The following is a 23,065-nucleotide window of genomic DNA, read 5'->3' as shown; positions in this document are numbered from 1 at the left end:
TGGGGGTGTGCGCCAACCTCCTGACAATTCTTTGAATGGCCGGAAGGGCGTTCGTCCATCAGTTGTTGGTATGAGGACACGTGAGGGAACCGGCCGGACGACCCGGCTCGTGGAGCGGCTGGCCAGTGATCGGGTGCTGTGGGCGGCGTGGTCGCGGGTGGCGGCGGGCAGCGGCATGGCCGGGGCGGACGGCGTCACGGCGGAGGTGTTCGGCCGCGAGGTCGGCCCCAGACTGACGGCGCTCGCGGCACTGCTGCGGGAGCACAGGTACCAGGCCCAGCCGCTGCGGCCAGTGCGGTCGATGCGGGGCGGCAAGCCGCGGACGCGGGGGTTGCCGACCATCTGCGACCGCATCGTCCAGCGTGCCTTCCTGAACATTTACGGGACCCGGCTGAATCCCGCCAACCCCGTCAGTTTCTCATACCGTCCCGGACGGTCGTGGCTCAACGCGCTCGAGCAGGTGCAGCGGCATCGCGACTCCGGATTGGTGTGGGTCCTGCGGACCGACATCGCGAACTTCTTCGCCGAAGTCGACCACCGGCTGCTGCTGGAACAGGCCGCAGGGCGAATACGCGATCCCAGCGCCGCCGAACTCGTCCGTTCATGGGTGTGCGCGCCGTGGCTGATGCCCGAAGGCGTGGTGGAGCGCCGCAGAGGACTGCCGGAGGGCGCGCCGATCAGTCCGGCGCTCGCCGAGTTCTCCCTCTCCGATTTCGACCGCGAGGTGGACCGGAGATCGGGCCGCCTGGTCCGTTACGCCGACGACCTGACCGTCCTGTGCCAAGGGCCTGACGAGGCCGTGAAGGCCCTGGCCGACGTGGACGGGGCATTGACCGCGCGAGGGCTGCGCATCAACCCCGACAAGACTTACATCGCCGACTTCGATTTCGGGTTCACCCTGCTGGGCTGGCGTTTCGTCGGAACCACGGCCCATCCGGCCAACGCGGCACAGGAAGGGCGCTGAGATGGTGCTGATCAATGGTCGTCCGTTCCACGTCGTGGGCACCGGCTGCGTCGTCCGCAGGAGGGGCGGACGCCTGGTGGCGCTCAAGGACGGGAGAACTGCGCGCCTCGGCGCCACTGACGCAGATCTCTGAAGTGGTGCTATCAGGGCAGGTGGGAATCTCCACCCAGGCCATGCACGCGTTGCTCTCCCGCGACATCCCCCTCGTCCTGCTATCAGGCACGGGACGGCCGCTGGGCAGGATGGAGCCACCCGGCGCGGGCCATGTGCTCGCCCGCCGCCGGCAGTTGGAACGGCACGTCGGGTGTCTACTACCGTGCCTTCGCCAGCGTCCTCGACCCAGCCCTCGGTTTCGGCGGACGCGACCGGCGCAGCGCGGACGTGGTGAACGCCCTCACCAATTACTGCTCGGCGCTGCTGCGCGAGACCGTCACCTCCGGCCTGCTCGCCGCGGGCCTGGATCCGTACGTGTCGTTCCTGCACACCCCCGCGCGCGAACGTCCGACCCTGGCGTTCGACCTCATGGAGGAGTGGCGACCGGTGCTGCTGGACTCCATCGTCCTGGCGCTCACGGGCTCGCGCGCGGTCACGCCGGATGACCTGGAGGACGGCGCGGATGGACCGTGGCTGTCACCGCGGGCCCGCAGCCAGGCCGTCACCCGTTTCCACGCCCGGCTCGCCGCCCCGGCGCGCGGCTGGCCGGCACCGCCCGCGCGCCGCAGCTACGCCGATCAACTGCGCGCCCAGTCCGTCGCGCTGCGCGCCTGGATACTCGGCGAAACCGAATCGTACGAGCCGTTCGCCTGGAGGTGACCCCCATAGCAAACCCGACCGAGCGCAACTCCTGGACCGTGACGTTCGACGTCTCCTCCGACTCCGGGCGCCGGGCGGTGAACCGGCTGCTGGCCGGATACGGTCCCCGCGTCCTGTTCACCGTCTACGAGATCAGCGCCGACGCCGCCGAACTGGACGAGATCGTCCGGCGGGCGAGCGAGCATCTGCGGCCGGGAGACCACCTGCTGGCCCTGCCGAACTGCCCCCGGTGCCGGGCGGCGCATCGCGGCGGGACGGCCGAGCGGGTCAGCCCGCTGGGGTGGGTCGTGCCGTGAACGGACCGGTGCTGGTCTGCTACGACGTGTTCGACGACGGCCGCCGCGACCGGCTGCGGGCCGCGCTGGACGAGGTCGCCGACCGGTTCCAGCAGAGCGGCTGGCTGATCCCCGACGCGGCCGGCCTGGACGCCCACCGCGCCACCGCAGCGCTCGAAGGGCTGCTGGCCCCCGCCGACCGGCTCCGTATCTACGCTCCCTGCCCGGCGTGTGCGCGCGAGGTCCGGACCATCCCGGCGGGACCGCCGCTCGTCCGGCCGGCCTGGGTCGCGGACTGACCGGCGCACTGCGACCTCACTAGGGTTCAGTCAGACCCGACGAGACGAAGGCCGAGGCCCGCATGCCCGCTCGCATCATCGTCCGCCTCGAACCCGCCGGCGGGCGCCCGTTCATCCCACCGCCGCACACCGGCCCCGCCGTCAACGCCGCATTCCTGGCCGCCCTGCGCGACACCGGAGGAGACGCCCTGTCGGCCGCGCTCCACGAGACCCGTCCGCCCAAGCCGTTCGCGCTCACCCCACTCTTGGACGAGCGGAACCGGCTGGCAAGTGCATCCAGCAAACAGGTGCGGTTTGAGATCGGCGTCCTCGCCGACTCGCTGACGGCTCCGGCCCTTCAGGCGTTTGCGGCCATCAGGGATGTGCGGGTGGCGCGGTGCCTGTACAAGGTCGCGGGCCTGGAACTGGCCGGGGCCGACCCCTTTTCGGACCTGCTCGCCGGCGCAGGCCCCGCCGACCGGTGGACACTGCAGATCCACACACCGGTCGCGTTCTTTACTGCCAAGGAGGAGGGGGCACGCCGGGTCCGACCGTTTCCCGAGGCCGAATGGGTCTTCGCCGACCTGTACCGGAAATGGAACACCTTCGCGCCCGATGCCGCACTGGGTGAGACAACGGCGCAACTCGTGGCGCAGAACCTCGAGGTCGCCGACTATCGGCTCGCGATGGCCGAGCACCTAATCAAGGTCAACGTGCCGCCGGTTCGCGGGAGTGTCGGCCGGATCGTCTACCGGGTCGCCGATACGCGCCGTTCCAGCGCGGAGGCACGGGCTGGACTGGAGGCGCTGGTCCGTTTCAGTGCCTACTCGGGGATCGGTGACCGTACCACCACAGGGATGGGCTACGTACTGCCCAGCCGGTGATTCGAGTCAACTCCACCACGTACCTCCGAGTCCAAACGGCCGGACCTGGTCAGGGGGCCAGGGTTATTCCGGACGCGTGAGGGCGCCTCTGACGATAGAACTGTGATCGGACAGGCGGCGGGCTACGGGGGCTTGGCATTAGCACATCCATCGCGGCAGGTGCCATACGGAGAACCACCGCCACCATCTCCCTTCTCGCGCCAACTTTTTAGTGATCTATCGGGGCAGGCGACAGGGGGAGCGTATGGCGACCTTTATCAACCCTTACACGTTCGTCTCCCTTCCGGAGAAGATCGATCGTGCGGAACCAGCCGGCCATCATCGGGCCGTACAGGGCAACCTGTGCGGTGCTCTGACCGTCACCTGGTCGACGCGCACGCCCTTGCTACTGCCGAAGAGCGACCCCCCGGCCCCAGAAGGACGGGTGGAGATTCCAGGGTCCGCGGTCAAGGGGGCGGTCCGGTCCCTGCACGAGACCTTGATGGGCGGGTGCCTGCGGGTTGTGGACGAAACGTTCGTCCCCATATACCGGCAGCCTGCCGTGGCCAAGGGCGAAGGGTGGTCCCTAGGCCGGATCCGTGCCGCCACGCGAACCGGGCGCCCACTGATGGTCGAGGTGACCGACAGGACGGTCTGGGTTCCGGTCAAGCCTCTCGACCCCGCGCTCGGGAAGAAGCCGGAGTCTGGCGACACCATCGACATCGCCGAATGGGCGATCTCCATGACCAGCTTGGAGAGGCTGGAGGCCGATCCAGCTGGCGTCAACTCCGGCACCGGATGGGTAATCCTCATCGGCGACGCTCAAACGCGCGGCAAATCGAGGAGGTTCTTCTGCGCCGCGGGCCGCCTGCCGGCAAAAGCTCGCATCCTCGACGTCACCGTCGAGGCCTGGGAGGAATACCAACGGCTGTGTGACGGCACGGAGGATATGCGTCGCTACCGTCAGAACCCCGATCACGGCGATGTCAGGGGGTGGACGAGTCGGCCGGTGACCGCACCGGTTCGCTGGAAAGGTGAGATCGTCGGGAGCCGGCGCCGAGCTACTGGACGGCTGTGGCAGGACGACGTCGCCTGGGTGCACGTCGATGAGGTGACGGGGACGGTCGACCACCTGTCCATGGCGGCGATCTGGCGAGCGCCAGGTAAAGGCCCCTTGGGCGAGCGTTTTCCACCAGGGTTGCGTGCGTGCGACAACCCTGAGGACTTGTGCGTGTCGTGCCGGATGTTCGGGTCGGCCGACACCTCTGTGGCGGATCGGGAGGCCGAGGCCGTGCAGCGTTCCTACGCTGGTCATGTCCGGTTCGGCAGTGCAGTCGCAGAGAAGGTGACCACGACGACAGTGCGGCTGGCCCCAATGAGCGCCCCTCGCCCGGGAGCCGGCCAGTTCTACCTGCGGCATCACAGCACTGATCCTGCGTCTTCCAAGGAGGATCTGCCGTCTGGGTACTGGGGATCGGAGCACGACGAAGGTTCTTTCCGCCACGTCCGGGGGCGCAAGTTCTACTGGCACGGCGACCCGGGCGCGCAGGATTCGCCACGGCATATCGCTCGATCCGAACAGCGAAACGCGAACATGGTGGAGGACCGTTACCTGGTTCCCAAGGGGACGGTCTTCACCGAGCGAATCCGGTTTGACAATCTGTCCCGTGCGGAGCTCGGCTCGCTGCTCGTGGCGCTGCAGCCGGGCGTGCTGCTCCCTCGCTGCGAGGACATACGGAGCGCGGACTACGCCCTTCACCTGGGCGGCGGCAAACCTCTCGGGCTCGGCAGCTGCACAGTCGCGGTCACCGAATTGGAGTGCTGGGATGCCCGCGACCGGTACGCCGGCGGGCAGGCCGTCCACCCTGACCCCTGGGCCTACACGGACTCGACTCTGCCGGACGTCGCGCGCCTCGCAGCGCCGGCCGCCCGGCGCCGATGGCCCGCGCTCAGTCGGGTGCTGCGCATCGACGGCGTCGATCCCGAGCTGTTGTGGTATCCGCTGGGCGGGTCGAGCCCGCAACTACGAGACCGCTCGTTCAACTTCTTCTCCCGCACCAACGGGCGGTTCCTCAAGAATGGCAGAGAGCCGATCAAACCGCTGCCCGACCCTGCGGATCCGGACAACGACCAAACCCTGGAGGCGCAGTAGGGATGCCCACCTACCTCGACGTCGCGGCAGTGCGGATCCAGCATTACATCGCCCGTACCCCGGCACTGCGCTTGCGGCGAGGGGCGTCCTGGCTCCTGAGCACCGCTACTTCTTCCGATTCCGTACTGGAATATTTCACCGGGACAGGGTTGGGCATCGCCCGCAACCGGGACGCCGGCGACGCTGACGGCATCATCGCATTGACGGTGGATCGGCACGCCGAACGTCAGGCTGCGGAGCACGTCATGTTGTACCTGCGCGAACTGCTGCCTGCGGTGGAGCTTCAGGCCGTCTGGGCGACCGCGGACAGCTATCTGGATGCGTACCCTGCACTGGCTGCACAACGTTCCTGCCCCTTGGTCTCGATGCCTCCGCAAGCCGACTTCTCACTCGGTACGACTTGTGAAGAATGCCGGGTCGATCTGCGCATCGCTGGCGGAGCGATGTGCGAGGACTGCCTCGCCAGGGACCGAGGCGCCGGCCGCCGCGACTTCGGTGTCGACAAGGCACAGGATGGTTCGGAGGACGCGTCGGCCATCGAGCGGGCCGTGTTGGACAGCGTCAACAAGCGTCGGTCCGTCCATCTCCGTCCGGTCCGTCACTTCGAGGAACTGGCCCGGCTGGGCTCCGTACAGGGCAACCGAAACCATGTCGCGACGGTGGCGTTGGACGGAAACGGCATGGGAGCCTTCTTCACGGCGCTGGCGCACACGGGGAACGCTGAGCTCAATAGGTACATTTCCCCGGCAATCTCCGCCGCAACTCGTGAGGCCCTGACCGCCGCTACCGCCGGGGCCATCCGGCCCAACGACCGTACGCTCCCCGTGATCGCCCATGTTTCCGGAGGTGACGACGTGGTGGTCTCGGTAGTCGCTGACCGCGCATGGACGTTCGTGGATGGCTTCCAGCGAGCGTTTACCAACGAACTGAAGAAGGTCCAGCTGCCCACCGACGTTCGGGTTGAGATGCCGTCGATGTCGGCCGGGGTGGTCTTCGCGCACCAAAAATTCCCCTACGCCCGAGCGGTGCGGCTGGCCGACGACATGCTCAGGAAGGCCAAGCACGACACCCAGGGCGCCCAGGCCGCCGTCTGCTGGCTCGACGTGACGGAGGACGGCGAGCAGGCCCCAACCTGGCGGCGGGCATTCACGCGCGACGAGCTAGACGGGCATGCGGACGCAGTCAAGGCCATCGCCGATCTCGGGAACACCGGACGCCAGACCCTGCAGCGGCTCCTGAGCACCGGACCCGAGGAAGAGATCATCGCGGCCGTTGTTAGCTGGGCCCGACGCAACGGGCACACCGAGATCCGGCGGTTGTCCGGGCACCTCGACATCGACGATATGCGCGGCCTGGCCGCCTACACCCGCTGGTGGCGCCCGTGAAATTCGAGATCCGATTCCACGGCCCGTTCCGGGTCGCTACCGGAGCGGCAGCCGATGGCCTGAACGCCACCTACGACGAGCACAATCCGCTCCCGGCCTCCAGTCTCAAGGGACTGATGCGTGCACACGCCGTGACGCCGCTGAAGGTTACGGGAGCGCTGGTGGACGAGGTCTTCGGAGGGCGTCGGTGCCGGTCCCCGTGGTCATGGACTGACGCAGACATCACCGATGGCGCCGGGCGCGTTCGCACCCAGTCCAGGCTTGACCCCGTCACCCACACCGTGGCGAAGGGAGCAATGTTCACCTCCGGAGAGTTGTGGCCGTCCGCAGCGAACTTCGCGATCATCCAGCGCGACACGATCGACCCCACGCGGATCGATCTCCACCGGGCCGTGCTCATGTCGGCAGCACGAGCGATCACCGCGCTGGGGTCGGACCGGCGGCGCGGGCTCGGATGGATCAGCGTCATCCCCGACAGCCCCTGGGACGACCATCTACACGCACTGCTGACCTCGCACCGGAGCAGCGATGAGTGACAGACCCGCACACGCAGTCCACGCCACGGCCCACCAAGGGCTGGCCATCGGCGGCCCCGCCGAGGTCGGTTTCGACAAGCGGAGTCTGCCTTACGTGCCCGGCAGCACCCTGCGCGGCGCGCTGGCATCGGTCTGGATCCGTGAGCACGGGAAGCCCACCGCCGACAACCCCCGGCGCGAGGAGTTCATCGAGATCTTCGAGCGGTCGGTCCAGTTCGGGCCGCTGCTGCAGGAGGGCACCGAACTGGTGCCGCTATCGGCGGCTTTCTGCAAGTACCCACGGACCGCCGAATGCGGGGATTGGAGCATTGACGCGGCTGTGGATCCCGACACCCACCTATGCCGGCACTGCCATCAGGGAGTGGAGACCGGAAAGGGGCAGCTTCAGGGAGTGCGGGTCCGGCGAACTCTGCGCGCCAAGCTCGACGAGCACGGTGTCCCGATGGACGGACACCTGTTCGCCCGGCACGAACTCGAGCGCGGCCTGACCTACCGGGGACGGCTGGTCGGCCAGCATCCTTGGTTGACACAGGAACGCACAATCTGGCTCGGAGGCAAGACGTCCACCAACGGAAGGACCACCGTCCGCGTCGACCCTGTTTCCTCCTCCGTGCCAGTGCCCGCATCCCGCCGTCCGGACGGTGCGCTGGTCATCCGCTTCACCGGACCAGCCGTGGTCGTCGATGATGCTGGACGGCCGTCCCTCGACCCCGCCGACGAGATCGTCCGAACGCTCGGGCTCGGCCGGGACGCCGTCGAGGACAGCGATGCCTGGATTCGGCCCGACCGTGTCGGAGGCTGGCACCTCGCATCCGGGCTGCCCAAGCCGGCTGAGATCACCATCGCCCAAGGCTCGGTCATCGTCTTGCACCTGCGGGAGCAGCCAGATCCGGCAAAGCTGCGCAACCTGGCGGTCGAGGGGGTTGGCCTGCGCCGGATCGAAGGGTTCGGCACGGTCGAGGTCAACCCACCACCTTGGCGGAAGGCACAGGCGGCGCCCGCACCGGCCGTCACACGTCGCCAGTCTGTGCTGGATCCGCTCCGCGAACGCGACCTTCTTAATAGTGAGGAAACCGTCCGCTGGCTACTGAACCGGGCTCGCCGAGTAGTCATCGAGCGCGCTCGCAACCCGAAATACTCCCTCGAAGAGCTTTTCCGGGAGAGGATCCCGCTTCTGTTCGACGACGCGCAGGCTGCCGCCGTATGGGACCTGTTCACCTCAGACCGGTTGGCCACCGCCACGCCGATGCTGGAGCGCGAGTTGGACCTGCTCGCCGCAAACCGGGAGGACCTCGTATGATCATCACCGTTATCCTGGGGGTCATCGAGGCCGATGCGGGCTGGTCCGTCGGCGCACCCGAGACCGGGCTGGCGGCCGTCGACCGCGACCTGCTCGTCGACCGTGACGGCCACCCTTGGGTTCCGCCCTCGGCCCTGGCGGGTTCGCTGCGTGCCCACTTGGCCGAGCACGCCGCCGACGAGGACCTGATGGGAAGCCGACCGCCCGACCCTTCCGGCGACGAACTGCCCGAACGATCCGGAGAGATCTCCGAACACCCTGGCGGCAAGCGACTCAAACCGTCTCGGCTGTGGCTGCTCGGGACCCGGATCCGTGATCGTGGTCGTGACGCCGCACCCAGCACCGAGGTCGTCGCCGCCACCGCCATCGATCCCCGCCGCCGCGCGGCGCTGCCGACATCGCTGCGGCACACCCGCCAGGTCGGACGCGACTCCCGGATTGAGTTGTACCTGCAGCATGACGGTCCCCTGGCGGATACCGACCTGCAACTACTCGCGACATGGCGGCCCTCCATTGGACGCGATCGCACCCGCGGCGGCGGATCCGCCCGCCTCACCCGCCTGGCTCACCGCGCCTACGATCTGGATGACGCCGGCCAGCTCTTGGCCTGGCTGCGGAGCACTGGAGTCGACCGCTTCACCGGTTTGACCGACATCACGATCCCTGAACCACCTGACACCATGGTCCTGTCGGCGGACTTTGAGATCGTAGACCCCTTGCACCTTGGCACCGGCAGTGATCGGACCAAGGCCGAGAACGGAAGGAAGAGCACGCAAGCGATCAGCCGCACCCGAGGGGGCCGGCCGCTGATCCCCGGCAGCACCTGGAAGGGACTGTTCCGGGCCAGGACCGGATACATCTTGCGCAGCCGCTTTGGTGATGCCGCCGCCTGCACCCAGCAGACTGGCTGTGGCCAGTGCCGACTGTGCGATCTGTTCGGCTCCGCCGGGCGCCGCGGACGCCTGGCCTTTCGCGACAGCGCGCTCAGCAAGGCCCACACCACCAGCCGCACCCAGGCCGCGATCGATCGGGTCACCGGGGGTGCCCGCGACAAGCTGCTGTTCACCCGACAGATCGTCGCAGCCGGCCGGCTCACCCTCCTGATCCAGGCGCTCGAACCGGTCGCGTCTTGGGAACGCAACCTTCTCCTACACGTCGTCCGCGACCTCCACGATGGATTGATCGGCATAGGCGGCGGCGCTCAGCGCGGTGACGGCACCATCCGGCTCTCCGATCAGAGCCTGCTGGCAGATCTCCAGCCCGTGACCGAGGAGACTTCATCGTGACGGCCACCGACGCCTGGCTCGTCGCCCGAGGACGGCTTTCCTGGAAGCAGGCGTTGCCTCATCTGGCCGGCACCACGTGCCTGTGGGCCGACCTCGACGGCCTGCACTCCGGTCCTTCTTCCGCCCAGGTGCCCATCGCCACGCACCTATGGGCCTGGGGGGATGACGGTCGGCTGCTCCGGGCACGAATCGACGGCCCTGACTGCGTCCTCGCGGAACTCCACCTCGATCCCACCACGATGGGCGAGCCCGTCCGATTCACCGTCCGGCAGGTCCCAACTTGGCCACTGGACGAGGGTCGGGTATCGGTCACCGACCAGTGGCGCGCACGCACGGCAACCCTCTACGAAGTCCTCGGGCTGATGCCCCTGACCTTCGCCCGCCTCGCTCCCGTTTCCGGCTGAGCAGACCACACGACCGAGACGGACGATGGCGATGGCACAACAGGACAGGCCAGAACAACCACGGCTCACAGTGATCGACTCGCTCGCCGCCTCCCCAGAGCCGAAAGGTTTCTGGCGTACCTTCGTAGACGGCAGCGCCGAGATCGCCATCGGTGCCGGCGTGGGGACCGGTTTCGGGATCGAAGCGGCCAAGTCGGTCATGACCGGGGACACCACCGGACGTTGGTGGTTCTTCGCCGCTTCCCTGGCCGGGATCGCGCTCACCGTGTCTGGGTTCTGGTTGCGCGAACGGTTGCGGAAACTAGAGCTCAAGAGGCGGCAAGTCCGGATCGGCATCGTGGTGACGGCCGCCGACCCCTCCGGCAGCCTCGCATACGCGCAGCGCGTGGACGCCCAGGCTGAAAGGTACAGCCGTGCCCGTTGCGCAGTGACGATCAAGTCGGATGTCCGGCTCCCCCCGGACGGCACCGCATCACGAGAACTCATTGACGCCCTCGGTGACAGGACGATCGAGGCGATGGCCATAGCCGAACAACTCTTGCCCGATGCTGTCGGCGTCGACCTGATCCCTACGATGCGGCTCCACGTCGCCTTCTGGTACGGCGCGCGCCTCGGCCATACCCACGCACGCGGCGTCATGGTGCACGAACTACTCCAGGGCAACGGAAATCCATCACACTTCCCCGCCGTCCCACTAAAAGTCGAGGAAACGTTGGGCGGGCCGCTCGACGTCCATGCCCTGGAGACGATTGACGGCGGCGACCCGACCGTGACCGCGTTGGCCGTCGACCTGCAGGCATGGGGTGAGACCTTCATCGCGCCCGTGCGAAAGACCTGCAAAGAGAAGGGCATCGGCAACCTGCTGCACCTCAGCAGCCCAATAAATGAAATGCCATCCGAGAGTCTCGCTTCAGCGGTCGGGCAAATATGCCGGGTGTGGTCTCAGGCAAACTTGTCCAAGAGCGCTCGGACCGGGCGGCATGCGGTCTTCCTCAGCGGCCCAGTCGCCATCGCCGTGGCCCTAGGCGCTCGCCTCGCTTCCAATGATCACGGCCGCTGGACCGCCTACACCTACAACCGCGAGACCAGTGACTACGTACATTTCCCCCCTATTCCGTCAACCTAACCTCACTGCCGCAAGGCGGGGATGTGGCCCTAGCTAATGACCGACCTCATCCAACCCGTGAGCACGGGACCACCGATATTCCAACGGCCTCATCGCTAGGAAGGTCAACACCGACGGGCGATCGTCCCCTTTTCCGCAGCGCCGCCCCAAAGCCGAGTGCAAGCGCCCGTCTACGTCTTAGTACGTGTTTGAGAAGAGTCTCGTTATTGGTATTCGAGGGGGCGGCGGGCTTGGCGGGCGGCGGGGTGTCGGTGACGGTGAAGCGCTTGCGTCCGGCCACCTTCTTGTCCCGTTCATACCCGCGCGTTCCCCCGGCCGACGGTACCGGCCGCCCTCGGCCTGGCGGACCCGCTGCCGCAGCACGTCCAGCATCCGCAGCATGACCCGCTGCTTCTTCCAGGGCGAGAAGTCGGCGGGCAGTGACCGCTAGGCGCAGCCGGTGCGCACCATCTACAACGCCGCGTCCACGATCTCGCGCCGCGAATGCTGCCTCCGGCCGGCACTGCCGGCCGGAGGCAGCAGCGGCTCCACCAGCGCCCACTCATTGGGGCCCAGGTCCGAGGGGTAAGAAGACGTCCGAGCAATCGCCACACCTGTACGAAGGGGCACACGACATCACGCAGACACACCCAACCGAGATCAACTTCTCAAACACACACTCAGGGCTAGGCAAGCGAAAGACCATCACCAAGTATCGGTGACCGTTAACTCTCGTCGCGTTCCATGCCCGCACCGTACGGGAGAGCCGCTAGCCGCAACGCCGCCGACCACGCGTTCAGGCGGCCCAACGCTTCAGCGCGCTTTTGGCGTGCGGTCGGTGTCCCCTCACCGTTGCCCCAATTCTCCCATTCCGCGCGGGCGTCCTCGTACTCCCTAACGATCTGCCTCTTGGCCTCAACCTCTGCCAAAGCTCGCGCCGGGTCATGCCAGGCGATGAAGGTAGCGACCGCAGGATCATCGGAGCCAGCGTGCGCCGGAATGTCAGCGACGACATGAGCGGAACCTGCGACCCGAGCCCTGTAGCTGCCGCCGCCACGGACAGCGCTACCCGACCATTCCGCGCCTCGCGCGTCGGCCGCTACGCGCGCAATCCGCTCGACCTCATCAAGGCGAGCGGACAGGAACTTGACGATGTCGTCCGAGAGTTGTCCCACGCGTTCATTGTCCCAGAACGAGGCGGCTTGCACATGTTGATCGATACCGCAGCGTACGCTCCTTTCTCGCCCAACGTTACGCGCGAAACGTACACCTCGTACGGCAGGGGCGGGTCACCCACCCGATACGCCCCCCGCAGGCTTGTCGGGGTTGAACTTGAACGTCGGGTCGAAGCCGGCACCGCCTGCTCACGGTCTGCGGCAGCGAGCCGCTCGCCCAGCTTCACCCACCCGTGGATCGCATGCGGGGCACCGACGTTCACCCGGTTGAGGAGGAAGTCAACATGGTGTTCTTGTTCTCCCCGCGCGAGCCGGGTGGTCCGCGGGCGGGGTCGCTGCCGTCCGGGCCGATGCTGCTCTCCCCGCGCAAGCGGGAGTGGTCCCCGGGGACGGCCGTGGCCGCCTTGCTGGTTGTGTTCTCCCCGACGCGAGCAGGGGGTGTCGTCACGGGGACATGACGAATAGCATGTTGCATCACGGACTCCATCGACGCACGGGACGAGCATCCACGCGCCCCATCAAGGTCGGGCACCGATCTTGATGGCAGTCGGACCGAGGGAGCAATGGGGAGCCAATCGGGGAGCCGCCCTGGTCAGACTCCCCCGGACCTGCCGCGAGTCCCCTGGATGTTTTCGCAGGTGAGAGGCTCCCCGATCGACTCCCATCGACCTTGATCGACTGATCTTCTCTGCCTGGGGGTCAAGGGGTCGTGGGTTCAAATCCCGCCGTCCCGACAGAGTTTATGCAGGTCAGAGGGCTGAGCTGGAGTCGCTCCGTGGCTTCCCCCACGGCGGTGGGGAGCCACAGGGGGAGCCAACGCCCGCAGACTCGGGCCCAGAAAGCGGCTTTCGTCTCAGTGGATAGATCACGTTAGCCGGAAATGCGTGTCAAGCACATGACACCGGTCAAGAGGTCCTCCCCTTCCGCGGTCAAGCTTCGATCTCTCGTAGTTGACCCGGTAGGCTATTCGTTGGGGCCCTCAAGGGCCTGGACGAGGTTCCAGGTTGAAGGCGCTCGGGACTTGCCGACGGCGAGTCGTTCAGGAGCGTGCTCGGCGTAGGTCTGTTCGCCGCCGGATTGGACTGAGCGTGGCTGGGGGCGAAGGCTTGGGAATGCGAAGTCGGCGATTCGGGCGCCCTTTAGTTAGCATCCGCCGCTCGGACTTCAGTTCGTTTCTCAAACGGTCGAGATGAACGAGGACCTCACCATGGAGCGGCCAATCGGCGCTGTCGGCCCACAACAACTCGCCCAGTTTCACGCGCTCTTCGTGCGCGGCGGCCAGGTGATAGGCGAGTGGGTCCTCGAGGTCGGTCGTTCCTGTGGCGAACTGCTGGCGGCGCATTCGCCCGTAGGTGCCCAGCGCCGATGCCAGATGTCCTAGCGCTGTGGCCAGCCGGCTGCGTGCGTCGCTCTGGGACAGAGGGTCCTCTCGCTCTGACCCAACTTCGTTGGCGTGGTCGGCGAGACAGCGCGCCAGGCCACGGATGGTGATCCCGCAGTGCTCCAAAGCGGCCAGGGTCTCCCGTAGCGCCACCATTGCCCGCAACATTCCGACACCCTGCGGATTGAGTCGGATGCTCTCCTCGGCTTGTGCGAGTTCGCCGTCCACGCGTTGGACATCCCGGCTGAGGGAGCGGGCCTGGGCGAGCAACTCGCCGTACGTGCGTGGCTCGGGGCGCTTTTCCACCGCTTCGGCGATGGCATGGAGGTGGCGGGCCATGATGTCGCTCAGACCCTCTAAAGCCTCCTCTGCTGCTTGGATCCTGACCGGTGAGGTCAGGAATCCGGCGATCAGGCCGGTGAGAGCGCCAACGAGGGTCTCCACGATCCGCCCCGTGGCCGCAGCACCGGCTCCGAGCGACAGGATGAGCATGGCGCTGATCGGCACCTCGAGGACATAGTTGCCGAGCCGCATCAAGACTCCGCATATCAGCGCGGCGGTGATGGTCAGGCCCAGGCTCCACCAACTGAATCCCACCAGGCTCGACAGGAGTGCCGCGACTATCACGCCGACCACGACGCTGACGACGCGCTGCCAGACATGGCGGATGGTCTGGAACAGTGTGATCTGGAGGACGAGGATTGCGGTCAGGGGGGCGAGTACGGGCCTTGGGCTGGTGTCGGGCAACCACGACGCGAACTCGAACGAGAGAACCGCTGTCACGGCGAGGCGAGCGATCTCGAAGGCCGTAGGCTGCGTTTTCAGCCGCCTCAGGCCCACTCGCGCCGGCGTGACGGCGCCGTGCGCCACAGCACGTATTCGCTGGTCACTGCTCATCTCACGCCCCACAGCCGTTTATCGGTTCAGGCGCACGAATGCCAGGCGGACGGCCATCGCCCCCTCCCCCACCGCCGAAGCGACACGCTTGATCGAACCGCTTCGCACGTCACCGACGGCCAACACGCCGGGCAGGCTGGTCTCCAACGGCAGGGCTTGAGGGCCGCCGGTGCGCACGTATCCTTTGTCGTCGAGTTCGACCGTGTCCGCCAACCAGTCGACACAGGGGACGGCTCCAATGAAGACGAACAACGCGCGAACCTCGAATCGGCGGGCTTCGCTGGTCTGGTTGTTCACCGCGACAGCCTCCTCCAGAAAATCGTGTCCGTGCACTTCACGGATCTCCGTGTGGAGGAACACCTCTATTTCGGGACAGTGCTCGATCCGATCGACGAGGTAGCGCGACATGTTCTCGCCGAGCTCCGCACCCCGGACGAAGAGCAAGACGCGTGGGGCGTGCCGAGCCAGGAACACGGCCGCCTGACCCGCCGAGTTGCCGCCGCCGACGATGGCCACCGGCATGTGCCGACATTGCAGCGCCTCAACCTGGGTCGCCGCGTAGTACACCCCGGCGCCGTCAAAGTCTTCCAGGTGCGGGACGTCCAACCGGCGATAGCGGGCGCCGGTCGCGATGACGACCGTGCGGCCGGAGAGTTCACCGCCTCCGCCGAGGTCGACGGTGTACCGGTCGCTGCGTGCCCGTAGTCCCGTGGCGGCGCCGGGGACCTGAAGCTTCGCCCCGAATTTCCCGGCCTGGATGACCGCCCGGTCGGTCAAGTCCGCGCCCGAGATGCCGCCGGGGAAACCGAGGTAATTCTCGATCTTGGATGACGTCCCCGCCTGGCCTCCGGTGGCGATGGCATCGACGACCATCGTGTCCAGGCCCTCTGAGGAGCCGTACACGGCCGCGGCCAACCCGGCCGGACCCGCGCCGATGATGAGAAGATCGTGTGCCGAGGAGGCCGGTGCCGGTGGCGGCAGCCCGAGAAGCCGGGGGAGTTCGTCGTCCCCCGGATTGCGCAGCACCCGTTCTCCGTCCAGGATCACGACGGGTGTCTCCGATACCGGGATGTTGAGCCCTCTGAGCAGCGTTTCGGCGTCCTCGTCGTCCTCGACGTCTATCCATCGATGCGGCAGTCGGTTGCGGACGGCGAAATCGCGCAGTCGGCGGCAGCGTGCAGAGAACCGCGAGCCGATGATCCGCAGCCCGGCGCCCTGCGCGATGAGCAGCGAACGGCGGATGAGGAACGCGCGCAGGACGAGATCGCCGAACCAGGGTTCCTGGCCGGCCAGCTCCCGCAGCCGCCGGGGCGGCACCGCGATCACCTTGCCCGGCTCGGCGACGCGGGCTGTGAGGAACGTGGGCTGACCCGTCAGCAGGCCCAGTTCGCCGAGGAACCGTCCCGGACCGTGCACGCTGATGACTTCGCCCTTGTCCAACATCTCCACCGTCCCGGCCAGGACCAGGAAGAAGCCGTAGTCCCGGTCCCCTTCCGAGAAGAGGACCTCGCCGCGGCGGGTCGGGCGTTGTTTGCCGTATGCCGCGACAAGCCCCATCTGCTCGCGGTCGAGCCGGGGGTAGGCGCCGTTCAGATCAGGTGTCTCTTCCAAGGGTTCCCTCCACCCACGTTCGGAGCGGCCCAGCGGGCACGGCGCCGGCTCTTTGGTCGATCACCTTCCCGTCACGCATCAGCAGCAGCGTGGGAACGGCACGAACGGCGAAGCGCTCCTGTATCTTCGGCGCCCGGTCGATGTCGATCTTCACGAGCTTCAGCCGCCCGGCCAGTTCGTGGGCGAGGTGCTCCAGTACCGGGCTGACCGTCCGGCACGGCGCGCACCAGGTCGCCCACAGGTCGACGATGACCGGCACCGAGGAGCGCTCGGCGACCTCGGCGAAGTCTTCGTCCCCGGCCTCTGCGATCCATGGGAGCGGCCGGTGACAGTTCCCGCAGACCGGACCGCCGTCAGCGGCCGCCGGCACACGGTTCTTCTTTCCGCAGTGCTCACAACGGACGATCACCGGCTCCTCCAGCGGATGTGGTCGAGCGCCCTTCGAAGGTCAGTCCTTGACCTCGACGTGGCGGTCCTTCTCGGTCGTGGACTTGGGGACCGTCACGGTCAGCACGCCGTCGGCGAGGTTCGCGTCGACCCGTTCGGCGTCGATGTCCCCGGGCAGGAACACCCGGTACTCGAACCGGCCGGTGCGCCGTTGCTTGCGATGCCGCAGTCCGCGGCTCTCCCGCTCCTTGACCTCCCCCGTGATGGTCAGTTCCCGGTCGTGCAGCGACACGTCGACCTCGTTCTTCTTCAGGCCGGGTAGTTCGGCCTCGATCACGTAGGCGGTGTCGGTCTCACCGACGTCCGCCGCGGGCACCCAGGGCATCTCCGTGGGGGCGCCGGCGAAGGCCGCGTTGACCAACTGCTCCATCTGCTCGTAGAGCGCGTCGAACGCCCGCGGCCTCGGTGTGAGCATCGTGTCACCGGAGCGGCGGGTACTGGGCAGTGCCATGTTCTGACCCTCTCGTCTCGTCGGGACGTTCTCTAGACAGAGCGTTGCCCGTCCGTCCGGTCCGGCACATCCTCAGAGTTGACAGGTGTGGGGCAGAGCCCCCGATCAGCCGACTTCCCGGATGTCGGGGTCCTCTAGATCGAGCCATCGGTCTACGGCCCGCAGGCCCTCGGCGCTGATCTTGCCCGTGGAGTAGAGCCAGCGCAGTTTCTCTCGCTGCGTCCGCACCAGGTCGCGGCGGAGGCCGAGGGAGTCGGTCACCTCCTCGTCGAGGTGCCCACCGAACTCAGTGCGAATCTGGTCCAGGAGGTCCTCATACAGCTGGCGGAAGGTCCTGCTGGTGCGATCATCGACCTCGCCGTTCTCGATGAGTTCGTCGAGCCGGGCCAGGGCCGCTTCCACCACGGCCTTCTTCGCCTCCCGGTACTCGATCCGGACGCGGTCGGACTCAGCCAGGCCCAGTCGCCTCAGCAGCCCGGGCATCGTGGTCGCACACCCGATCAGGGTGATGAACACAACGGCGCCGGTCACAAAGAGCCGCTCGCCGCGCCGTTCCGGCGGCAGGCCCGGTGCGGAAACCGGCAGGGACAGCACGATCGCCAGTGAGATCGCGCCTCGCATGCCGCTCCAGCCGATGGCGAGCCGGCCGCGCCAGGGGAGATGATCGAAGGCGATGTGCCGGCCGGGCAGATACCGGGAGAGGGGGAAGACGAACTGCGTCCAGGCCAGCCGCAGGGCCACGATGACAGCCGTGACCGCGGCCGCGCCGAGAACTGCCGACGGCCATGCCGCGCCGGTCAACTCGCGCACGATGACGCGTATCTCAAGGCCGAGCAAAACGAACAGTGCCGACTCCAGGATGAAGATCAGCACCTGCCAGAACAGATGACCCGGCAGCCGGGACGCCGGTTGGAGCACGCCCTCTCCGCGAGTGCCGAGGTAGAAGCCCGCGCAGACGGTGGCGAGTACCCCGGAGAAGCCGAGCTCGTCGGCCGGGACGAACGCGAGGTACGGCGTCAGCAGGGACACGACGACCTGGCTGCCGGGATCGCGGATCCGGCGACGCAGGCGGGACGCGATGAACCCCACTGCCAGGCCGTACGCCGCACCGCCGGCGACTACTCCGGCCAGCCGCGCTAGGGCGTGACCGACGCTGAAGGGCGTTGTCAGCGCCTCGACGGCCAGCACGAAAGCGGTGAGCGCGACGGCGTCATTGATGAGGTTCTCCCCTTCGATGATGGTCACGATCCGGACCGGCGCATTCAGCCGCTTCATGATGGAGATTGCGGCGACGGGGTCGGTGGGGGCGACGGCGGCACCGAGGGCCGTCGCCGCCGCCCAGCCCAGGTCGGGCAGAACCCACCGCAGGACCGCGGCGACGGCGAAGGTGGTCACCGCTGTCAGGCCGATCGCGAGCGCCGTGATCGGCACTGCGTCCGCCTTCGCCTCGCGCGGGGCGCTGAAGAACGCCGCGTAGTAGACCAGCGGGGGCAGGAAGCCGAGCAGCACCAGCTCGGGCGGCAGTTCGATCTCGGGCATGCCTGGCAGGAACGCGATCGCCGCGCCGAGCACGACGAGCAGGATCGCTTCGGGCATCCCTATACGCGCCGACAAGGCCCGGGAGAGCAGGACCGCGGCCGCAGTGGCCAGGACGACGATGAACACGGACTCCGGGGCCATGATCGCGGCCTTCCCCTCTCAGGGCACGGCCAGCCGAACACGCAGGTAGGGAAATGTCCAAGAGGGACTGATCTGCGGACGATCACTGCCGTCAACGCTCAGCGGCAGCTGCTACCCGGCCGGAAGGTGCAAGGCACCCGGCGGCACGCGAAGTGTGTAGGCGGCAGCGCCCGATAACGCTGGTCAACGCCGCATCCGCCTTGGGGGAAGTCCGTACCGCTGAGCTGGAAGACCAACTTGAGGGGCGAGGGCGGCATGCGGGCGCGCGCGACGTGGGAGCGGCTGATTCCCACCGTCCTGCACGACATGTGTGGCACTACGTCGCGGAGGAGTGGAAGGACTTCAAGTCCAGCATTTCCCGGGACCTGCGTCCGCTCATTCCGGTCCAGGGCGTCTGTGGGCGGGGGGCTACTCGGCCTCCGGGCCGTCGGAGCTCTTCTTGGTATGCGCGCCTGGAGGGTCGTCGGAGTGTTCGAGGACCTGCCGCGCGAGTTCGACGCGCGAGCGGATGTTGAGTTTGCGGAAGACCTGCCGCAGGTGGAACGCGACGGTGTGGACGCTGACAAACAGCTGATCGGCGATGCGCTGGTTGGTGAGCCCTTGGGAGACGAGCCCGGAGATCCGCTGCTCGGTCCCGGTGAGGCTGGCCCAGCCGGTCACGGGCCGGTCGCGGCGTTCCCAGTGCCTGCGGTGTTCCCCCATCCGCCGCAGGCGCCCACGGATCCGGGCCGCGTCCCGCTCGGCGCCGGTCGCCGCGTAGCGGGAGAGAGCCTCGTCGAACCACTGGATCGTACGACCGCGCGCGCCGCCCAGTCCGCTCAGCAGCATGCCGAGGTCCTCGTATGCGGAGGCGGACGACCAGTGGTCGGCGTGCTCCGCCCCGGCGCGTCGCAGGAGGTCCGGATCGCCGTGCAGCAGCCCGCGGGCGTGCTCGGCAGCGGCGGACAGACTGGGCAGCCCCGGGTTCATGTCGGCGAGCCGGTCGGCCGCGGCAACGGCCTTCTCGGCCTGTACGGGCTCGCCCACCGCGACTGCCGTCCGGACCAGCCAGGCCGCCGCGGTCGGATCGCAGATCAGCACCCGATTGTGCTTCGCCAGGCCGTCGAGGAGTCGGCTCACTCCGGGCAGGGCGGCTCGCGGCCCGTCACACGCCTCGGTCACCTGCGCCCGGATCAACTCGCTTCGGGTCAGATCGAAGGGAGGGGATGCCGGGCCGCCCGCGTCCTTGCCTCCGAGGCTGTGCTCAGTAGCCGTCTCGAGATCGCCGGAGCGCAGCGCCGCGATGGACAGCGTCGACCTGGCGCAGGCGCCCAGCAGGCGCGCCCCGGCCTCGTCGGCGGCTTCCAGAGCCGCCCTCGCCCCGCGGATCGCCTCCTCCGGGCGCCCCTCAGCGAGGTCGATGCGAGATCGCACGATCGCCGATCCGGCCGCCCAGCCGTCCCGTCCGATCCCCTCGGCTCCGCCGGTCCGCAGCACCATCGTCCGCCGCGCCTCGTCCATGAGCCTGACGTCCACCAGGAACGAGGCCAGTATCAGACCTGGGTGAAGCCGGCACTCATGCACGCCGTCATTGGACACCTGCCGCACACCGGTTCGCGTGAGGTCGAGCGCGCCGATCAGGTCGCCCTTGTCCCAGTCGTCCAAGGCGAGGACGATGAGCGCCCCGGTCACCAGGCCACGGCCAGGCACGTCGGCCGCCTTGATGATCTCTCTGGCCCGTTCCAGCGCGCTTCCGCCCTCCTGCAGCCCGGCCTCGGCCTGCAGGAGGGCGAGTTCGGCGCGGTCGCGCACCTCGTCGGTCAGATCAGGCATGTCCAGCACGGCCTTGGCCGTGTCCGACGCCCTGGCGGCCTGGCCCATCGGCACCAGGACGAAGGACAGCGCGGTCAGCAGTTCGGCGGTCGACGGGCCGGAGGCGCATCGGTCGAGCGCGGCCTCCGCGAACTCCGCGGCCCCCATCAAGTCACCGGCGGTGATCAGCGTCCGCATCGCCGTCATCGTGCGCGCGAACCACAGCGGATCGGCGGGCTCGGTGAGGTCGAGCGCCCGTTGGGTCAACTCGGCGGCGACCGCCGGGTCGGTGTCGAGCATCTGCGCGCTCGCCCGGTCCAGGCTCTGGAGGGCCTCCGGGACGCCTGAGACCGCCCCCGCCATGAGGTGGGCCGCCGCGGCCTTCACCCTGCCACCGTGCTCCAGCAGGGTCCTGCCGATCTGCACATGCAGAGCCTGCCGGACAGGACCGGGAATACCCGTGATCACCGATTCGCGCACCAAGTCGTGCCGGAACACCAGAGCCTCTTCATGCGCTGCCAGCAACTCGGTCGCCAGTATCGCCTCCAGTGACGGCAGTAGTTCGGAGGGGGTGATGCCGAGCAGGTCTGCGGCGACCAGGGGGTGGAACGCGGGCCCCAGCATCGCAGCCACCTCGAGAAGCCGCCGGGCCGCCGGATCCAGATCTTCCAGGCGGTCCTGGACGACGAGACGGGCCCGCTCCGGCAACCGCGAGGCGATGAGGTGAGCGTGGCCCCGGGCGGTCACCACACAGCCCTCGTCGAGCAGTCCGTTCATCAGCTCGAGAAGCAGCAGCGGATTGCCGCCCGCCTTGTCCGCGAGCACGCGCAGGTCGACGTCAGGGCACGCACCCAGAGTGGCGGTGACCAGCTCGAAGACGGCCTCTTCCGGCAGAGGACGGAGCTGGAACAGGACGGCGCCGCGCGCCTTCAATCGGGAGAACAGCCGATCGGGCTCGGCGCCACCGGAACCGGTGCGGCGAGCGAGTATCCACCACACGGGAGACGATGCGAGTCGGATCGGCAGCGTCCGCAGCGCGAGGAGCGTCTCAGGATCGGCCCATTCGAGATCGTCCAGCACGACCAGCAGTGAGGTGGAGCGGGCTCGCCGTTCCAGCGCGACCCGCAGCCGCTCAGCTGAACGGTCCTGCCCGCCGACCGACGGCGGGCCAGGCTCGTCGAGTGCCGACAGCAACAACTCCAGGTCCGCGGGCCGGCGCAGTTCGGGGGCAGTATCCGGGTCCACCACCGAGAAACCCTCGTCGGCGGCGATCCGCGCGGCCTCCTCGAGCAGGCGGGTCCGCCCGATGCCCGGCTCCCCCTCGACGAGCATGACCCTCGGACCGTCGACGCGCGTCAGCAACTCGTCGATGCTCGCTCGTTCTCGTTGGCGACCGAACGTCGCGCCCCGCGTCGGCGGCCTGCCCTCCATGCAGGCAACGTGCCCGTGATTGCGGGGAATACGCGACCGTCAACGTACGACTGTCTCATTTGTAGGCAAATTACATAAAACTTACATAAAGACATAACCACGCGCAGGTCACATCTATCGCAAGCCGGTCAAAGTCCCGCTCACAAGAGCAGGTCAAACAAGCTCTGGACACGCTCCCACTGCGTGGTCTGCGGGTTGCGCCGGTCCGGGAACACGATCCGGAAGGCCTGCGACAGCGCGTAGGAAAGACCGCCCGCGATTTCGGGAAGCTTCTCATCGGTGACATCGCGGACCGCGATGTCCAGCGGCGGCCGCCTCGCCAGCAGCTCCAGGATCGGCTCGACCTCGATCTCCTCGTCCAACCGGCGGAACCGGTGGATGCACTCCTGCAGGCCCTTCGTGATCGGGAGGTCGAACGGCTCGATGATGTCGCGCCCGTTCGCCTTCGCCTTGGCCTGCCCGATGAGGAGCAGGTCGTACAGCTTGGTGTCAAGGAACTCGTGGTAGCGCCGCAGATCGTTCTTATCGACGTCCACCCCGGAGGCAGCTCTGAAGAAGCGCTCGAACCTGCTGATCCCCATCACGGCCATGGATCTACCTCCCTGTCATCTCCTGACGGAGGAGAAGAAGAACTTCTTGCAGCATCCCCGCCCCCGGGGACCGTCACATCGTCAGATCTTGTAGGGCTCTGCTCGCCCGCGAGCAGGCTGCCCGACCACGCCGGGCCGATGGTTCGACCTGCGCGCCGCCTGCACGACCGCCATCCCCCCACGACGAGTTCACCAACGCGCCCATGGTGGGCGCCGAGCTCAGACCTACACGGTCAGTGGATGTGCTGGG

The 23,065-nt window shown here is 67.8% G+C and carries 20 protein-coding genes and 1 pseudogene; 13 read left to right on the top strand and 8 right to left on the bottom strand.

The window, feature by feature from the left end; translation table 11 throughout:
* The first annotated feature begins 109 nt into the window (after positions 1-109).
* From AB0C84_RS20400 to AB0C84_RS20340, 13 genes and pseudogenes are all read left to right on the top strand, one after another.
* Positions 110-964, top strand: a complete 855-nt coding sequence (locus AB0C84_RS20400) for a reverse transcriptase domain-containing protein (protein ID WP_361068444.1) — start codon at positions 110-112, stop codon at positions 962-964.
* 14 nt (positions 965-978) lie between these two features.
* Positions 979-1,200, top strand: a pseudogene (locus AB0C84_RS20395) (CRISPR-associated endonuclease Cas1); the annotation flags it as partial.
* Positions 1,201-1,228: 28 nt separating this feature from the next.
* Positions 1,229-1,777, top strand: a complete 549-nt coding sequence (gene cas1, locus AB0C84_RS20390) for a CRISPR-associated endonuclease Cas1 (protein ID WP_361068441.1) — start codon at positions 1,229-1,231, stop codon at positions 1,775-1,777.
* Complete coding sequence (locus tag AB0C84_RS20385; RefSeq protein ID WP_361068438.1) at positions 1,774-2,073, top strand: CRISPR-associated endonuclease Cas2; 300 nt, start codon at positions 1,774-1,776, stop codon at positions 2,071-2,073. The genes cas1 and AB0C84_RS20385 overlap by 4 nt, the downstream gene beginning before the upstream one ends.
* Positions 2,070-2,351 carry a CRISPR-associated endonuclease Cas2 gene (locus AB0C84_RS20380; RefSeq protein WP_361068435.1) on the top strand — a complete coding sequence of 94 codons (282 nt, stop codon included), beginning with the start codon at positions 2,070-2,072 and terminating at the stop codon, positions 2,349-2,351. Before AB0C84_RS20385 ends, AB0C84_RS20380 begins: the two co-directional genes overlap by 4 nt.
* Positions 2,352-2,413: 62 nt before the next feature.
* Entirely contained in the window at positions 2,414-3,214 is an 801-nt protein-coding gene (gene cas6 / locus AB0C84_RS20375) for a CRISPR system precrRNA processing endoribonuclease RAMP protein Cas6 (RefSeq protein WP_361068432.1), read from the top strand.
* Positions 3,215-3,458: 244 nt separating this feature from the next.
* Positions 3,459-5,345, top strand: coding sequence for a TIGR03986 family CRISPR-associated RAMP protein (locus AB0C84_RS20370; RefSeq protein WP_361068429.1), 1,887 nt, complete (start codon positions 3,459-3,461; stop codon positions 5,343-5,345).
* A 2-nt stretch (positions 5,346-5,347) separates the two neighbouring features.
* Entirely contained in the window at positions 5,348-6,730 is a 1,383-nt protein-coding gene (locus AB0C84_RS20365) for a hypothetical protein (RefSeq protein WP_361068426.1), read from the top strand.
* Complete coding sequence (locus tag AB0C84_RS20360; protein WP_361068423.1) at positions 6,727-7,266, top strand: RAMP superfamily CRISPR-associated protein; 540 nt, start codon at positions 6,727-6,729, stop codon at positions 7,264-7,266. The genes AB0C84_RS20365 and AB0C84_RS20360 overlap by 4 nt, the downstream gene beginning before the upstream one ends.
* Entirely contained in the window at positions 7,259-8,566 is a 1,308-nt protein-coding gene (locus AB0C84_RS20355) for an RAMP superfamily CRISPR-associated protein (protein ID WP_361068420.1), read from the top strand. The genes AB0C84_RS20360 and AB0C84_RS20355 overlap by 8 nt, the downstream gene beginning before the upstream one ends.
* Positions 8,563-9,852, top strand: a complete 1,290-nt coding sequence (locus AB0C84_RS20350) for an RAMP superfamily CRISPR-associated protein (RefSeq protein WP_361068417.1) — start codon at positions 8,563-8,565, stop codon at positions 9,850-9,852. Before AB0C84_RS20355 ends, AB0C84_RS20350 begins: the two co-directional genes overlap by 4 nt.
* The gene (locus tag AB0C84_RS20345; RefSeq protein WP_361068414.1) at positions 9,849-10,256 is read left to right on the top strand and encodes a hypothetical protein; all 408 of its coding nucleotides are present in this window, start codon (positions 9,849-9,851) and stop codon (positions 10,254-10,256) included. Before AB0C84_RS20350 ends, AB0C84_RS20345 begins: the two co-directional genes overlap by 4 nt.
* A 31-nt stretch (positions 10,257-10,287) precedes the next feature.
* On the top strand, positions 10,288-11,382 hold the full coding sequence (locus AB0C84_RS20340; RefSeq protein WP_361068411.1) for an SAVED domain-containing protein: 1,095 nt from the start codon (positions 10,288-10,290) through the stop codon (positions 11,380-11,382).
* Positions 11,383-12,086: 704 nt separating this feature from the next.
* Here the strand turns inward: AB0C84_RS20340 and AB0C84_RS20335 are convergent.
* The 8 genes from AB0C84_RS20335 to AB0C84_RS20300 form a co-directional block, all read right to left on the bottom strand.
* On the bottom strand, positions 12,087-12,536 hold the full coding sequence (locus AB0C84_RS20335) for a DUF6221 family protein (RefSeq protein ID WP_361068408.1): 450 nt from the start codon (positions 12,534-12,536) through the stop codon (positions 12,087-12,089).
* Between the two features lie 1,039 nt (positions 12,537-13,575).
* Entirely contained in the window at positions 13,576-14,814 is a 1,239-nt protein-coding gene (locus AB0C84_RS20330) for an FUSC family protein (protein WP_361068405.1), read from the bottom strand.
* An 18-nt stretch (positions 14,815-14,832) separates the two neighbouring features.
* Positions 14,833-16,425 carry an FAD-dependent oxidoreductase gene (locus tag AB0C84_RS20325; RefSeq protein WP_361068402.1) on the bottom strand — a complete coding sequence of 531 codons (1,593 nt, stop codon included), beginning with the start codon at positions 16,423-16,425 and terminating at the stop codon, positions 14,833-14,835.
* On the bottom strand, positions 16,409-16,795 hold the full coding sequence (gene trxA, locus AB0C84_RS20320) for a thioredoxin (RefSeq protein ID WP_361068399.1): 387 nt from the start codon (positions 16,793-16,795) through the stop codon (positions 16,409-16,411). The genes AB0C84_RS20325 and trxA overlap by 17 nt, the downstream gene beginning before the upstream one ends.
* Before the next feature lie 78 nt (positions 16,796-16,873).
* Complete coding sequence (locus tag AB0C84_RS20315) at positions 16,874-17,323, bottom strand: Hsp20/alpha crystallin family protein (RefSeq protein WP_361068396.1); 450 nt, start codon at positions 17,321-17,323, stop codon at positions 16,874-16,876.
* Between the two features lie 105 nt (positions 17,324-17,428).
* The gene (locus tag AB0C84_RS20310) at positions 17,429-18,988 is read right to left on the bottom strand and encodes a Na+/H+ antiporter (protein ID WP_361068394.1); all 1,560 of its coding nucleotides are present in this window, start codon (positions 18,986-18,988) and stop codon (positions 17,429-17,431) included.
* A gap of 423 nt (positions 18,989-19,411) precedes the next feature.
* A complete protein-coding gene (locus AB0C84_RS20305; protein ID WP_361068391.1) occupies positions 19,412-22,225 on the bottom strand; it encodes a LuxR C-terminal-related transcriptional regulator in 2,814 nt (937 codons plus the stop codon).
* A gap of 140 nt (positions 22,226-22,365) precedes the next feature.
* On the bottom strand, positions 22,366-22,815 hold the full coding sequence (locus AB0C84_RS20300) for a DUF1931 family protein (protein ID WP_361068388.1): 450 nt from the start codon (positions 22,813-22,815) through the stop codon (positions 22,366-22,368).
* Positions 22,816-23,065: the final 250 nt, after the last annotated feature.

Source organism: Actinomadura sp. NPDC048955 (assembly GCF_040649435.1).
GTDB lineage: Bacteria > Actinomycetota > Actinomycetes > Streptosporangiales > Streptosporangiaceae > Spirillospora > Spirillospora luteofluorescens.
This window is presented reverse-complemented; position numbering and strand designations above follow the sequence as displayed.

Bases quoted from the DNA above. Each gene is read 5' to 3' on its own strand.
- AB0C84_RS20300 (WP_361068388.1), bottom strand. From the start codon at position 22,815: ATGGCCGTGATGGGGATCAGCAGGTTCGAGCGCTTCTTCAGAGCTGCC.
- AB0C84_RS20340 (WP_361068411.1), top strand. From the start codon at position 10,288: ATGGCACAACAGGACAGGCCAGAACAACCACGGCTCACAGTGATCGAC.
- AB0C84_RS20365 (WP_361068426.1), top strand. From the start codon at position 5,348: ATGCCCACCTACCTCGACGTCGCGGCAGTGCGGATCCAGCATTACATC.
- AB0C84_RS20350 (WP_361068417.1), top strand. From the start codon at position 8,563: ATGATCATCACCGTTATCCTGGGGGTCATCGAGGCCGATGCGGGCTGG.
- AB0C84_RS20305 (WP_361068391.1), bottom strand. From the start codon at position 22,225: ATGGAGGGCAGGCCGCCGACGCGGGGCGCGACGTTCGGTCGCCAACGA.
- AB0C84_RS20370 (WP_361068429.1), top strand. From the start codon at position 3,459: ATGGCGACCTTTATCAACCCTTACACGTTCGTCTCCCTTCCGGAGAAG.
- AB0C84_RS20330 (WP_361068405.1), bottom strand. From the start codon at position 14,814: ATGAGCAGTGACCAGCGAATACGTGCTGTGGCGCACGGCGCCGTCACG.
- cas1 (WP_361068441.1), top strand. From the start codon at position 1,229: ATGTGCTCGCCCGCCGCCGGCAGTTGGAACGGCACGTCGGGTGTCTAC.
- cas6 (WP_361068432.1), top strand. From the start codon at position 2,414: ATGCCCGCTCGCATCATCGTCCGCCTCGAACCCGCCGGCGGGCGCCCG.
- AB0C84_RS20355 (WP_361068420.1), top strand. From the start codon at position 7,259: ATGAGTGACAGACCCGCACACGCAGTCCACGCCACGGCCCACCAAGGG.
- AB0C84_RS20315 (WP_361068396.1), bottom strand. From the start codon at position 17,323: ATGGCACTGCCCAGTACCCGCCGCTCCGGTGACACGATGCTCACACCG.